General features: G+C 69.6%; 15 protein-coding genes and 1 pseudogene. 14 read left to right on the forward strand and 2 right to left on the reverse strand.

The window, feature by feature from the left end; translation table 11 throughout:
• From SCI24_RS17415 to SCI24_RS17470, 12 genes are all read left to right on the forward strand, one after another.
• Positions 1-453: aminotransferase class V-fold PLP-dependent enzyme (locus SCI24_RS17415; protein ID WP_318726585.1), on the forward strand; the 453-nt coding region annotated here is incomplete at its 5' end.
• Between the two features lie 25 nt (positions 454-478).
• Positions 479-805, forward strand: a complete 327-nt coding sequence (locus SCI24_RS17420; protein ID WP_106231851.1) for a HesB/IscA family protein — start codon at positions 479-481, stop codon at positions 803-805.
• A 182-nt stretch (positions 806-987) separates the two neighbouring features.
• The gene (gene ndk / locus SCI24_RS17425; protein ID WP_318726586.1) at positions 988-1413 is read left to right on the forward strand and encodes a nucleoside-diphosphate kinase; all 426 of its coding nucleotides are present in this window, start codon (positions 988-990) and stop codon (positions 1411-1413) included.
• Positions 1414-1641: 228 nt separating this feature from the next.
• Positions 1642-2769 carry a 23S rRNA (adenine(2503)-C(2))-methyltransferase RlmN gene (rlmN, locus tag SCI24_RS17430; protein ID WP_318726587.1) on the forward strand — a complete coding sequence of 376 codons (1128 nt, stop codon included), beginning with the start codon at positions 1642-1644 and terminating at the stop codon, positions 2767-2769.
• Between the two features lie 122 nt (positions 2770-2891).
• Positions 2892-3620 (forward strand): type IV pilus biogenesis/stability protein PilW, encoded by a 729-nt coding sequence (gene pilW, locus SCI24_RS17435; protein WP_318726588.1) that lies wholly within the window; start codon positions 2892-2894, stop codon positions 3618-3620.
• A gap of 48 nt (positions 3621-3668) precedes the next feature.
• Positions 3669-4697, forward strand: a complete 1029-nt coding sequence (locus tag SCI24_RS17440; protein WP_318726589.1) for a RodZ domain-containing protein — start codon at positions 3669-3671, stop codon at positions 4695-4697.
• Between the two features lie 10 nt (positions 4698-4707).
• Positions 4708-5823, forward strand: a complete 1116-nt coding sequence (ispG, locus tag SCI24_RS17445) for a flavodoxin-dependent (E)-4-hydroxy-3-methylbut-2-enyl-diphosphate synthase (RefSeq protein WP_318726590.1) — start codon at positions 4708-4710, stop codon at positions 5821-5823.
• 40 nt (positions 5824-5863) lie between these two features.
• Positions 5864-7192, forward strand: a complete 1329-nt coding sequence (gene hisS, locus SCI24_RS17450) for a histidine--tRNA ligase (protein WP_318726591.1) — start codon at positions 5864-5866, stop codon at positions 7190-7192.
• A gap of 29 nt (positions 7193-7221) precedes the next feature.
• Complete coding sequence (locus SCI24_RS17455) at positions 7222-7878, forward strand: tetratricopeptide repeat protein (protein WP_318726592.1); 657 nt, start codon at positions 7222-7224, stop codon at positions 7876-7878.
• Positions 7875-9023, forward strand: coding sequence for an outer membrane protein assembly factor BamB (gene bamB, locus SCI24_RS17460; RefSeq protein ID WP_318726593.1), 1149 nt, complete (start codon positions 7875-7877; stop codon positions 9021-9023). Before SCI24_RS17455 ends, bamB begins: the two co-directional genes overlap by 4 nt.
• Positions 9020-10423: a ribosome biogenesis GTPase Der gene (gene der, locus SCI24_RS17465; protein WP_318726594.1), complete on the forward strand. Its 1404-nt coding sequence runs from the start codon at positions 9020-9022 to the stop codon at positions 10421-10423. The genes bamB and der overlap by 4 nt, the downstream gene beginning before the upstream one ends.
• Positions 10424-10620: 197 nt before the next feature.
• A complete protein-coding gene (locus SCI24_RS17470) occupies positions 10621-11241 on the forward strand; it encodes a hypothetical protein (RefSeq protein WP_318726595.1) in 621 nt (206 codons plus the stop codon).
• A gap of 102 nt (positions 11242-11343) precedes the next feature.
• On the opposite strand, the gene SCI24_RS17475 is transcribed toward SCI24_RS17470, so the two are convergent.
• Positions 11344-12210 carry an ATP-binding protein gene (locus SCI24_RS17475; RefSeq protein ID WP_318726596.1) on the reverse strand — a complete coding sequence of 289 codons (867 nt, stop codon included), beginning with the start codon at positions 12208-12210 and terminating at the stop codon, positions 11344-11346.
• Positions 12211-12329: 119 nt separating this feature from the next.
• Between SCI24_RS17475 and SCI24_RS17480 the strand changes: the two genes are divergently transcribed.
• A complete protein-coding gene (locus tag SCI24_RS17480) occupies positions 12330-13133 on the forward strand; it encodes a M48 family metallopeptidase (protein WP_318726597.1) in 804 nt (267 codons plus the stop codon).
• 17 nt (positions 13134-13150) lie between these two features.
• Complete coding sequence (locus tag SCI24_RS17485; protein ID WP_318726598.1) at positions 13151-13411, forward strand: hypothetical protein; 261 nt, start codon at positions 13151-13153, stop codon at positions 13409-13411.
• Positions 13412-13486: 75 nt separating this feature from the next.
• Here the strand turns inward: SCI24_RS17485 and aroE are convergent.
• Positions 13487-13801, reverse strand: a pseudogene (gene aroE / locus SCI24_RS17490) (shikimate dehydrogenase); the annotation flags it as partial.

Consider the following 13801-nt stretch of genomic DNA (forward strand, 5'->3'; position numbering starts at 1 on the left):
GAGCGCGGCATGCGCTCGGGCACCCTGGCCACCCACCAGATCGCCGGCATGGGCGAGGCCTTCGCCATCGCCGCCGCCGAGGGCGAGGCCGACCAGGCCCGCATCACCGCCCTGCGCGACCGCCTGCTCGAGGGTCTCGGCGATCTCGACGGCATCCACCGCAACACCGCGGTCGAGCTGGCGGTCCCCAACATCCTCAACCTGGCCTTCGCGGGGGTCGAGGGCGAGTCGCTGCTGATGGCGCTGCGTGACATCGCGCTCTCCACCGGCTCGGCCTGCAACTCGGCGAGCGTCGAGCCCTCCTATGTACTGAAGGGCATCGGCCTGCCGCGCTCCCTGGCGCTGGCCTCGCTGCGCTTCAGCTTCGGCCGCTACACCACCGAGGCCGATATCGATCGCACACTGGATGCCCTGCGACACGCCCTGGGCGGGCTGCGTCGCCGGGCGGTCTGACCCTACCACGTTCAGGAGAGAGACCATGGCGCACCTTTCGATCACCACTGCCGCCGCCGAGCAGATCCACCGGGTGCTCGATGAGCGGGGCCACGGCCTTGGCCTGCGGGTCTCGGTCAAGCCCAGCGGCTGCTCCGGCTACAGCTACGTGCTCGACTTCGCCGACGAGGCGGCCAACGACGATGTGACCTTCGAGGAGCACGGTGTGACGGTCTTCGTCGCCCCCGAGGCCCTGGAGATGCTCGATGGCAGCGAGGTCGACTACGTCTCGGAGGGGCTCAACCGCTTCTTCCGCTTCAACAACCCCAACGTCAAGGACCAGTGCGGCTGCGGCGAGAGCTTCAGCGTCTGAACGATTGTTCAACGCCGTCCCGGAGCGTTATACTCGCCGCCCAGTCGGCACACGCTGCCGAACCGCCGCTCGCCGGCCGCATCATTTGATTTGTCGCGCCGCCCTCTCCCCCGGGGAGCCAGGGGCGGCGCGGCGCTATCCATCACCACTTCAATTTTCCAACCAACCGGAGACATGCCCCCATGGCCAACCAGCGCACCCTGTCCATCATCAAGCCCGATGCCGTCGCCAAGAGCGTGATCGGCGAGATCGAGAGCCGCTTCGAGAAGGGAGGCCTGAAGATCGTGGCCGCCAAGATGCTCCAGCTCACCGAGGAGAAGGCCGGTGGCTTCTACGCCGAGCACAAGGAGCGCCCCTTCTTCAAGGACCTGGTCGGCTTCATGACCTCCGGCCCGGTGGTCGTGCAGGTGCTCGAGGGCGAGGACGCCATCGCCAGGAACCGTGACCTGATGGGTGCCACCAACCCCAAGGAAGCGGCTCCGGGCACCATCCGTGCCGACTTCGCCGAGACCATCGACGCCAACGCCGTGCATGGCTCCGACTCCCCGGAGTCCGCCGAGCGCGAGATTGCCTACTTCTTTGCGGCTGACGAGATCTGCCCGCGCTGAGGAAACACTGATTTATTGCTGCGCTCGATATCTTGGTCGCCGGCGGTGCTGGTACGCCAGCCCGGTCGAAATCCTCACCTAGTACCGCATAGGCTCCGGTCTCTGCGCTCCGGCGTCGACCAACCTCTCTTCGCTCGCGACATAAATCAGAAGTTCCCTTAGGCAGCTCTTCTGCCCAGCGGGGGCAAAGCCCCCGCCGCCCACTGCCCCAACGACTCGCTGACCGCCATGACTGCCACCACTGTTCCCCGTCTCACCAACCTGCTCGGCATGACCCGCGAGGAGATGGAAGCCTTTTTCCTCTCCATCGGCGAGAAGAAGTTCCGTGCCGCCCAGGTGATGAAGTGGATCCACATCGAGGGCTGCGATGACTTCGCCGCCATGACCAACCTCTCCAAGGCGCTGCGCTCGCGCCTGGCCGAGGTCGCCGAGATCCGCGGCCCGGGCGTGGTCTACGAGGGCACCTCCAGCGACGGCACCCGCAAGTGGGTGCTCGAGGTGGAGGACGGCAGCTACGTGGAGACGGTGCTGATCCCCGCCGACAACGGCAAGCGGCGCACCCTGTGCGTCTCCTCCCAGGTCGGCTGCTCGCTGGACTGCAGCTTCTGCTCCACCGGCAAGCAGGGATTCCAGCGCAACCTCACCGCCGCCGAGATCATCGGCCAGGTGTGGGTGGCCCAGCGCAGCGTGGGGCCGCGCCGCGACACCGCCCATCGCCCCGTCACCAACGTGGTGATGATGGGCATGGGCGAGCCGCTGCTGAACTACGACAACGTCGTCCCGGCGATGAAGCTGATGCTCGACGACGACGGCTACGGCCTCTCCAAGCGCCGCGTCACGCTCTCCACCTCGGGCGTGGTGCCGATGCTCGACAGGCTCGGCGACGAGCTCGACGTGAGCCTGGCCATCTCGCTGCATGCCGCCAATGACGAGCTGCGCAACGAGCTGGTACCGCTCAACCGCAAGTACAACATCCGCACCCTGCTCGACGCCTGCCACCGCTACCTGGCCAAGTGCCACGACACGCGGATGGTGACCATCGAGTACACGGTGATCAAGGACGTCAACGACCAGCAGGAGCACGCCGAGCAGCTCGCCGCCTTGCTCGAGGAGCTGCCGTGCAAGATCAACCTGATTCCGTTCAACCCCTTCCCGCACTCGGGCTACGAGAAGCCGTCGCGCAACCAGGTGGTGCGCTTCCAGCAGTGGCTCTATGAGCTGGGCTACACGGCGCCGATCCGCACCACCCGCGGCGACGACATCGATGCCGCCTGCGGCCAGCTGGTGGGCAGGGTGAAGGATCGCACCAAGCGCCACGAGCGCTATATCCAGTCCATCCAGATCGACGCCGACTGAGCCGGGCCCACCTTGACTTCAACCGGGCTCGGCGCTTTGATGGACGGGCCTTTTTTCACCGTCGCCTGCGTGTTGCCAGCCACCCGCGGCCACCGGTTCCGTGCCCACTCTGAGAGGATGCCATGACTCGTCGCCCGCGCATGACCGGCCTGAGGCAGATACCCGCCGCCACCATGCTGCTGGGCTCGTTGTGGCTGGCCGGTTGCGCCACCCAGACCAACCTGCCGGGAGGCAGCGGCAACGAGGCCTCCGATGCCTATACCCGCCTCGGCGTGGCCTACCTCGAGCGCGACAACCTCCCCCGCGCCATGAATGCCCTGGACCGCGCCCTGGAGATCGATCCCCGGGATGCCGAGGCCCTGCAGGCGATGGCCATGGTCCACCAGCGCCAGGGCGAGGCCGAGCTCGCCGACGAGACCTTCCGTCGCGCCCTCGAGGCCGACCCCTCGTTCACCCGGGCACGCAACAACTACGCCGCCTTCCTGTATGATCGTGGCCGCCTCGGTGAGGCCTGCGAGCAGCTCGACCAGGCCTCCCGCGACACCCAGTACGACAACCGGGCGCAGCTGTTCGCCAACCTCGGCCAGTGCCGGCTCGAGATGGGCGACGTCGCGGCGGCCCGCGAGAGCCTGTCCCGCGCCCAGGCTATCGCCCCGCGCCGTCCGCGCAGCTACCTGCTCACGGCCGAGCTCGAGTACGCCCAGGGCAACCTCGAGCGCGCCGAGCAGCAGCTCGAGACCTACATGCGCCTGGCCGGCCCGCGGGCCGAGGCCCTGCGCCTGGCCCGCGACATTGCCCGGGATCGCGGCGACCCGGCCACCGCCAGCTTCTACGCCGACCAGCTGGAGTGATTCCGTGCCGGGCCCAGACCACCGTTTTCTGACGAAGGATGCTCAGCCATGAGCGACATTCACACCGATGATGCCGCCGAGACCGCGCCACGCCAGGCCTCCCCGGGCGAGATGCTGCGTCGCGAGCGCGAGGCCCAGGGCCTCGACCGCGAGGAGGTCGCTGCCGCCCTGAACCTGCGCCCGGCGGTGATCCAGGGGCTGGAGGGCGACAGCTACGAGGAGGTGCCGGTGGCCGCCTATCGCCGCGGCTACCTGCGCAGCTACGCCCACCTGCTCGGCATCGACGACCGCCCCGTCCTCGAGGCCTACAAGGCACGCTTCGGCACCCAGGAGACCGAGCACCGCATCACCCCGGTGCAGGTCACCCGCCCGCCCTCGAAGCTCGGCGCCTGGCTGTTCCGCCTGGTCACCGTGCTGGTGATTGCCGGCCTGATCGGCCTGACGCTGATGTGGTGGCAGAGCCGCGGCGGCAGCCAGCCGCCCGCCCCCGGCGACAGCGGGCCGGTGTCGGTGGATAGCCTCGACGGCAGCACCACCATCACCGAGGACGACACCGGCACCGAGGGCGACGCTGGCACCGACGAGTCCCTGCCGCCGCTGCCCGAGGAGGAGAGCGACCTCGGCCTGGTCGAGGACGCCCCCGCCGTGGACTTGCCGGGCGATGCCGAGGCACCGGTCGACGCCGCCGCCGAGGCGCCGGCACCGACCGAGGACGAGGGCGCTGCCGACGACACGGCCTCAGGCGACGACCAGGCGGCCACGGAGGCCGAACCAGGCACCGCCGCCGAGACGACCCCCGAGGCCGAGCGCCCCGCCGAGGCGACGGCCGCCGACCGGCGGGTGCTGGAGCTGACCTTCAACGAGCAGTCCTGGACGGAGATCTTCGACGCCAGCAACGAGCGCGTCTTCGTCGGCCTCCAGGAACCCGGCACCACCGCACGCGTCGAAGGCGAACCGCCCTTCCGCCTGACCGTGGGCAACGCCACCGGCGTCGAGCTGGTCTGGCAAGGCGAGCCCGTGGACCTCCCGGCGCGCGCCGGGGCCAACAACGTCGCCCGCTTCACCCTGGGAGAATGATTCCGTCACCATGCACGCACAATCCCCCATCGTTCGTCGCAAGTCACGCCAGATCCATGTCGGCAAGGTGCCGGTCGGGGGCGATGCCCCCATCTCCGTCCAGAGCATGACCAACACCGACACCCTGGACGTGGCCGCCACCGTGGCGCAGATCCGCCAGCTCGAGGCCGCCGGCGCCGACATCGTGCGCGTCTCGGTCCCCGACATGGACGCCGCGGAGGCCTTCGGCCGCATCAAGCGCGAGGTCGAGGTCCCGCTGGTCGCCGACATCCACTTCGACTACAAGATCGCCCTGCGCGTCGCCGAGCTCGGCGTCGACTGCCTGCGCATCAACCCCGGTAACATCGGCAAGGAAGAGCGCGTGCGCGCCGTGGTCTCGGCCGCCCGCGACAACGGCATCCCGATCCGCATCGGCGTCAATGCAGGCTCCCTGGAGAAGGACCTGCAGAAGAAGTACGGCGAGCCCACCCCCGCGGCCCTGGTCGAGTCGGCGATGCGCCATATCGACCACCTGGATCGCCTCGACTTCCCCGACTTCAAGGTCAGCGTCAAGGCCTCCGACGTCTTCATGGCGGTGGCCGCCTACCGCGACCTGGCCACGCGCATCGAGCAACCGCTGCACCTCGGCATCACCGAGGCCGGCGGGCTGCGCTCGGGGACCGTCAAGTCCTCCATCGGGCTGGGCATGCTGCTGATGGACGGCATCGGCGACACCATCCGCGTGTCGCTGGCCGCCGACCCGGTCGAGGAGATCAAGGTCGGCTACGACATGCTCAAGAGCCTGCGCCTGCGCAGCAAGGGCATCAACTTCATCGCCTGCCCCAGCTGCTCGCGCCAGAACTTCGACGTCATCGGCACCATGAACGCCCTCGAGGAGCGCCTGGAGGACGTCATGACCCCGCTGGACGTCTCGGTGATCGGCTGCGTGGTCAACGGCCCCGGCGAGGCGAAGGAGAGCGATATCGGTCTCACCGGCGGCACCCCCGCCAACCTCGTCTACATCGACGGCAAGCCGGCGAGCAAGTTGCGCAACGATCACCTGGTGGACGACCTGGAGCGGCTGATCCGCGACAAGGTGCGCGAGAAGCAGCAGGCCGAACAGGATGTCATCGCCCGGGACGCCTGACCCCCTGGGTGGCGTCCGGCGAGCAGACAAGGAGCAAGCATTGAGCAAGTCCCAAGCCAGTCAGAAAGAACCAGGCAAGAAGAAGATCCAGGCCATCCGTGGCATGAACGACCTGCTGCCGGACCAGTCGGTGTTGTGGCAGTACGTCGAGGGCCAGGTCCAGGCGCTGATGCGCCGCTACGGCTACGCCGAGATCCGCACGCCCATCGTCGAGCAGACGGCGCTGTTCAAGCGCTCCATCGGCGAGGTCACCGACATCGTCGAGAAGGAAATGTACACCTTCGACGACCGCAACGGCGACAGCCTGACCCTGCGCCCCGAGGGCACGGCGAGCTGCGTGCGCGCCGCCATGGAGCACGGCCTGCTGCACAACCAGACCCAGCGCCTCTGGTACCAGGGCCCCATGTTCCGCCACGAGCGCCCCCAGAAGGGCCGCTACCGCCAGTTCCACCAGGTCGGCGTGGAGGCCTTCGGCCTCGAGGGGCCGGACATCGATGCCGAGACGATCCTGCTCTCGGCCCGCCTGTGGAAGGCCCTGGGGCTCTACGAGCACGTCACCCTGGAGCTCAACTCCCTGGGCTCCTCCGAGGCGCGTGCCGCCTACCGCGACACCCTGGTGGCCTACTTCGAGCAGCACCACGCCCTGCTCGACGAGGACTCCCGCCGGCGCCTCACCAGCAACCCGATGCGCATCCTCGACTCCAAGAACCCCGCCATGGCCGAGATGCTCGATGGCGCGCCGAGGCTGATGGACCACCTGGATGACGCCTCCCGCGCGCACTTCGAGCAGCTCTGCGCGCTGCTCGACGCCGCCGGCATCGACTACGTGATCAACCCGCGGCTGGTACGCGGCCTGGACTACTACGGCCGCACCGTCTTCGAGTGGACCACCACGGCGCTGGGCAGCCAGGGGACGGTGTGCGCCGGCGGCCGCTACGACGGCCTGGTGGAACAGCTCGGCGGCAAGCCGACCCCGGCAGTGGGCTTCGCCATGGGCATCGAGCGGCTGGTGCTGCTGCTCGACACCCTGGAGCTGCTGCCCGATAGCGCCCGCGACGAGCTGGACGTCTACCTGCTGCCCATGGGCGAGGCGGCCACCTCCGCCGCCCTGCTGCTCGGCGAGCGCCTGCGCGAGGCGCTGCCCGAGCTTCGCCTGCAGTTGCACTGCGGCGGCGGCAGCTTCAAGAGCCGCATCAAGAAGGCCGACCGCAGCGGCGCCCGCCTGGCCCTGCTGCTCGGCGAGGACGAGCTGGCCGAGGGCAGCGTGACCCTGAAGTTCCTGCGCGAGGAGCGCGAGCAGCAGCGCCTCTCCCAGGCCGGGCTCGCCGAGACCCTGACATCCCTGCTGGAAGGCGAATCCTTCGCCTGACGGCCACCCGCATCGAGAGGAGACCGCCCGTGGCGGAGCTGAGAACCGAGGAAGAACAGCTTGAGGCCATCAAGCGCTGGTGGAAGGAGAACGGTACCTCGCTGATCGCCGGCGTGGTCATCGCCGCGGCCGGCGTGTTCGGCTGGAACGCCTGGCAGGACTATCAGGCGGGCAAGGCCGAGGCGGCCTCCATGCGCTACCAGCAGCTGCTCGACCTCAGCGGCCGGGACGACCTGGACGACGATGCCCGACAGCGCGCCGACGAGCTGGTCGGCGAGATCACCGACGAGCACGGCAAGACCCTCTATGCCGACCTGGCGCGGCTGCTCGACGCCCGCCTGGCCGTCGATGCGGGAGACCGCGAGCGTGCCCGGGCCGCCCTGGAGGCGGTGGTCGAGAACAGCGGACGCGACTACCTCGAGGGCCTGGCGCGCCTGCGCCTGGCCCGCCTGCAGCTCGCCGAGGGCAGTGCCGAGACGGCCCTGACCACCCTGGAGGGCGTGCCCGAGGCCCTGGCGGCCCAGCGCGCCGAGGTCCGCGGCGATGCCCAGCATGCCCTGGGACGCGCCGAGCGGGCCAGTGAGGCCTGGCGCGAGGCCCTGACCCTCGCCGAGCAACGTGATCAGCCGCTGTACGGCGTCCAGCTCAAGCTGGATGACCTCGGCGCCGAGGAGGCCACCCTATGAGACCGACCCTGCTGATTGCCGCCACCGCCGCCCTGGCCCTGCTGGCCGGCTGTGCCGGCAAGGCCGAGCCCGAGTACGCCCCGCGGGAACTCTCCTCCCTGGAGGCCACCACCGAGCTGGAGACCCTGTGGCGCGAGCGCGTCGGCAAGGGGCTCGGCGAGGCCGGCTACCCGGTGGCGCCGACCCAGGAGGGTGACACCCTGTTCGCGGCCGATGGCCGTGGCCTGGTAGAGGCTCTGGATGCCGACAGCGGCGAGACCCGCTGGGAGGTGGAGCTCGACACGCCGGTCTCCAGCGGCCTGACCGCCGTGGCCGGCAGCCTCTTCCTGGCCACCCGCAACGGTGAAGTGCTCTCCCTGGACCAGGCCGACGGCAAGGTCCAGTGGCGTGCGCGGGTCACCAGCGAGGTGCTGGCCGCGCCCCAGGCCAACCAACAGCTGCTGGTGGTGCAGGCCGTCGATGGCCGCGTCACGGCCCTGGACCGCCAGAGCGGCGACGAACGCTGGGTCTACAGCGGCCCGCGCCCCTCGCTGACCCTGCGCGGCACCGGCACGCCCACGGTGATCGACCCGGTCACCTTCGCCGGTTTCGCCAACGGCCGCCTGGTGACGCTGGACAACCGCAGCGGCCAGCCGCTCTGGGAGCGCCGCATCGCCATTCCCCAGGGGCGCAGCGAGATCGACCGCCTGGTTGACCTGGCCGGCCAGCCGGTCCTCACCCAGGACGGCCGGCTCTTCGTGACCAGCTACAACGGCCGCCTGGCGGCCCTCGATGCCCCTTCCGGCGAGGTGCAGTGGTCGCGGGAGCTCTCCAGCTACCACACCCCGATCCTGGTGGGGGACTTCCTGTTCGTGGTCGACGAGGCCAGCCACGTCATCGCCGTGGATGCCGGGTCCGGCAACGAGATCTGGCGCAACGAGGCCCTCGAGGGGCGCTCGCTCACCGCGCCGGCCTATGCCACCGACCACCTGGTGGTGGGCGACGCTGAGGGCTACCTGCACCTGATCGATGCCCGCGAGGGCGAGATCGTCGGCCGCACTCGCATCGATGGCTCGGGAATCGGCGTGCGCCCGCTCACCGATCGCCGGCGCATCTATGCCCTGGCCAACGACGGCACCCTGGAAGCCCTGGAGCTTCGCCCATGACGCCGGTGATCGCCCTGGTCGGCCGCCCCAATGTCGGCAAGTCGACGCTCTTCAACCGCCTGACCCGCTCGCGGGACGCCCTGGTGGCAGACTTCCCGGGGCTGACCCGCGACCGCAAGTACGGCAACGGCATGCTCGGCGACAAGGCCTACACGGTGATCGACACCGGCGGCATCAGCGGTGACGAGGAGGGCATCGATGCCGCCATGGCCGAGCAGTCGCTGGTGGCCATCGACGAGGCCGACATCGTGCTCTTCCTGGTCGACGCCCGTGCCGGCCTCAACGTCGCCGACGAGGCCATCGCCAACCACCTGCGGGTCAACCAGAAGAAGACCTGGCTGGTGGTCAACAAGGTCGATGGCCTGGAGGAGCACAGCGCCATGGCCGACTTCTGGCAGCTGGGGCTCGGCGACCCGCACCCCATCGCCGCCTCCCATGGCCGCAACGTCACCGCATTGATCGAGGAGGTGCTCGAGCCCTTCCCCGCGCGGGACGAGAGCATCCCCGCGGACACCGGCACCAAGGGCATCCGCATCGGGGTGATCGGCCGCCCCAACGTGGGCAAGTCGACCCTGGTCAACCGCCTGCTCGGCGAGGAGCGGGTGGTGGTCTTCGACGAGGCCGGCACCACCCGCGACGCCATCGAGATCCCCTTCGAGCGTCGCGGCAAGCCCTACGTGCTGGTGGACACCGCCGGGGTCAGGCGCCGCAAGAACGTCCGCGAGGTGGCCGAGAAGTTCTCGATCATCAAGACCCTGGAGGCGATCAAGGAGTGCCACGTGGCCATCGTGGTGCTCGATGCCCGCAGCGGCCTCGTCGAGCAGGACCTCCACCTGCTGGACTACGTGCTGACCAGCGGGCGCGCCCTGGTGCTGGCGGTCAACAAGTGGGACGGCCTTGAGCACGAGGCCAAGGAGTCGATGCGCGCCGAGATCAAGCGCCGCCTGGGCTTCGCCGACTATGCCGACCTGCACTTCATCTCGGCGCTGCACGGCACCGGGGTGGGGGACCTCTACCCGTCGCTGGAGCGTGCCTTCGCCTCGGCCAACGCCCACTGGTCCACCAACCGCCTGACCACCATCCTCCAGGACGCCGTGGAGGCCCACCAGCCGCCGCTGGTGCGCGGGCGACGCATCAAGCTGCGCATGGCCCACCAGGGCGGCAGCAACCCGCCGATCATCGTCGTTCACGGCAACCAGACCGGCTCACTGCCGGAGGCCTACAAGCGCTACCTGACCAACACCTTCCGCAAGGTGCTCAAGGTGCGCGGCACCCCCATGCGCTTCGAGTTCCGGTCCGGGGAGAACCCCTACGACCAGATGGCCGGCGCCAGCGACCGTGAGAAGGCCAAGAAGCGTGAACTGGGCCGTACCAAGGAGGCCCGGCGGAGTCGCCGCTGAACCGTCCTCCCCTCCCCTTCACGCCCCCAGCGCCCGGCCGGTCATCGTGACCCGCCGGGCGCTGTCGTAGAACGCCGACAGTCTTGCTTCTGCCGTGGGCCGGGAAGTGGCCCGACGGCTTGACGTGGAGCGCCGCTGGCCCTGAAATACGCGCTTCGCTGCAATGCAGCACCGCTGCTCTCCCGGAGGATTCCACCATGCTCACCCGTCGCCTGAGACGCCGCTGGCGCCTGCTCGCCCCGTTCTGCATGGCTGCCCTGCTCGGCGGCTGCCTGGCGATTCCCCAGACCGGCCTCTTCGCCTTCCGCCTGGCCGTGACCTCCCTGGGAGTGGAGGAGGTGCGCATCGGCCCCTACGCCGTGGATGCCCGCCTCGACACCAGCGACCTCATGTCCCTGGCGATGTCGAGCCTCGGCGCCGGCAGCCTGCCCCTGCAGGCGACCCTGGCCATGGGCCTGGGGTTGCCCATCGGGATGCCCCCCGTGGAGATGGCCGGCTTCCGCTGGACCCTGGACATGCCCGGCGTGGAGCCGGTCAGTGGCGACTACGACCAGGACGTGACCCTGACCTCGGGCGACGATGCCAACCTGCGTCTGCCGGTGGCCTTCGACCTGTTGGGCGGGGGCCGCGAGCAGCTGGCTCCCATGGTGGAGCTGGCCAGCCAGCTGGCCCGCCAGGGCGAGCTGCCCGCCGGCAGCGAACTGGCGATCACCCCCGGGGACCTGCGCGGCCTGGGCATGACCCTGCCCGCCGGCCTGCTCACCCCCACCATCCGCCTGGGCGTCGGCGAGGACGGCTCGCTGATTCCGCAGGGGTAAGATCGCCAAAGGACAAGAGGGGCGCCGGGGACAGGTCGTAGGGAAGTGGTAGGGCCTGTCGCCGGATCAGCCCCGCTGCCTGGACTCAACTGGACGTATCAGCTACTTCCCGTGCAGGCGGCGCCTGCCCACCCACTGGGTGGCGAACTGCCAGGCGCCGCGGCCGCTGCGCCCGCCGCGCAGGGTGGCGAAGCGGATCGCCTCGGCGCGGGCCTCGGCGTTCCAGTCCTCGCGACGGCCCAGCTGGGTGACCCAATGGCAGCAGGCCTCCAGGTAGACATCCTGGTTGAAGGGGTGGAAGCCCAGCCACAGGCCGAAGCGGTCGGAGAGCGAGATCTTCTCCTCCACGGCATCGCCGTGGTGGAGCTCGTCCCCCACCAGCCGCGAGCCCTCGTTGTCGCTCATGGACTCCGGCAGCAGGTGGCGGCGGTTGGAGGTGGCGTAAAGCAGCACGTTGGCCGGCGGTCCGGTCAGGGCCCCGTCCAGCACGCTCTTCAGCGCCTTGTAGGCATCGTCGTGGCCCTCGAAGGAGAGGTCGTCGCAGTAGACGACGAAGCGCTGGCGCTGGTGGCGCAGCTGCTCCACCAGCACCGGCAGTGCCGAGAGGTCATGGCGGTCCACCTGCACCAGGCGCAGGCCCTCGGCGGACAGGCTGTTGAGCAGGGCGCGGATCAGCGACGACTTGCCGCTGCCACGCGAACCCCACAGCAGGGCGTGGTTGGCGGGATGGCCCTGCAGGAAGGCGCGGGTGTTGTCGACCAGCGCCAGCTTCTGGCGCTCGATGCCCAGCAGGTCGTCGAGCGCCAGGGCGTCCCGAGGCGGCACCGGCAGCAGCCGGCCCCCCAGGGCGTGGCGCTGCCAGAGGGCGGCGACATCGCGCTCCCAGTCCACCTCCAGAGGTGCTGGCGGCAGCCAGTGTTCGACGTGATCCAGCAGCTTGAGCAAACGACGCGTCAGCTCGGCGTCCATGGAACTTCCTCCGGGTGTGCATGTTTCGCGGTTGACCTCACCGGCGTTCGGGGTATCTTGTGGCGAACCTCGACGCCCCGTCCAGAGTCTCAGTGATCTGGAACCGACAGGAGCTCTCCATGCGCTGGACCCACTTGCTTGCCGTTGGCGCCCTGAGCGTCAGCCTCGCCGCTTGTACCACCTCGCCCACCGGACGCTCGCAGCTGACCCTGATGTCCGATGAGCAGCTCGACCAGATGGGGGCCCAGGCCTTTGCCCAGTACCAGCAGGAGCTGCCGACGGTCGGCGGTGCGCCGCTGCGCTACGTGCAGTGCGTGACCGAGGCCGTGGTTCGCGCCCTACCCGAGCGGGACCGCAACCAGAACTGGCAGGTGAAGGTCTTCGAGTCCGAGCAGGCCAACGCCTTCGCCCTCCCCGGCGGCTACGTGGGCATCAACACCGGCCTGCTCCAGGTCGCCCGCAACCAGGACCAGCTCGCCGCGGTGATCGGCCACGAGATCGCCCACGTGCTGGCCCGCCATGCCAATGAGCGCGCCTCCACCCAGAGTGCCACGCAGTTGGGCCTCTCGGTTATCTCCTCCGCCTCCGGCATGCAGGGCGCCGGAGGGGAGACCATGATGGCGGCGCTGGGCATGGGCGCCCAGTACGGCATCCTGCTGCCCTTCTCGCGGCGCCACGAGAGCGAGGCCGATACCCTGGGCCTGAACCTGATGGCCGACGCCGGCTTCGACCCGCGCGCCAGCATCGCCCTGTGGGACAACATGGCCTCCGCCGGGGGCGGCGCCCGGCCACCGGCCTGGCTGTCTACACACCCGAGCCACGGACAGCGCATCGGCGGCCTGGAAGCGGCCATGGGCGATGCCATGGCCCGCTACGAACGGGCGCGCAATACCGGCCGCGCACCCAACTGCCCGCGCCCCTGACGGATTGCTCGAAACCTATGCTGAAGATCGGACTGCTGCTGCTGGTGGCGCCCATTCTGGTGCTGATGGGCGCCTACTTCATGGAACTGGGTGACGTGCGGGACTGCCTGCTCGTCCAGGAGGGACACTGGGACTACCGGGCGGGCATCTGCCGCGACACCGCCCAGCCCTTCGTGCCCTGGATCGACCGCCACCCCTGGCTGGTCAACGGCGGCATGCTGACCTCGGTGGCCGGCGTGGCGCTGTGCATGGTGGGGCTCTATGTCAAAAGACGCTGAAGGCTCCACGCCAGAAGACGCTGACGGCATCCCATCATCGCCATCCTCGACGGTCCGGCAGTCGATCGCTCTTTCTTAAAGCGCCTGCCTGAGCCTCTCCAGCACCGGGGCGGTGTCGGGGCGCCTGCCGCGCCACTGGAAGAAGGACTCCGCCGCCTGCTCCACCAGCATGCCCAGGCCATCCACGGGGCGGGCGCCTCGCTCGGCGGCCCAGCGCAGGAAGACCGTGGGATCGGCGCCATACATCATGTCGTGGGCAGTGGCGCCCGGTGCGAAGAGGTCGTCGGGCAGCGGCGGCAGGTCACCCGCCAGGCTCGCGCTGGTGCCGTTGATCACCAGGTCGAAGGGGCCCGCGACGGCGTCGAAGCCGCCACCGGCGATCTCGCCCAT

This window comes from Halomonas sp. (genome assembly GCF_033549285.1).
GTDB lineage: Bacteria > Pseudomonadota > Gammaproteobacteria > Pseudomonadales > Halomonadaceae > Halomonas.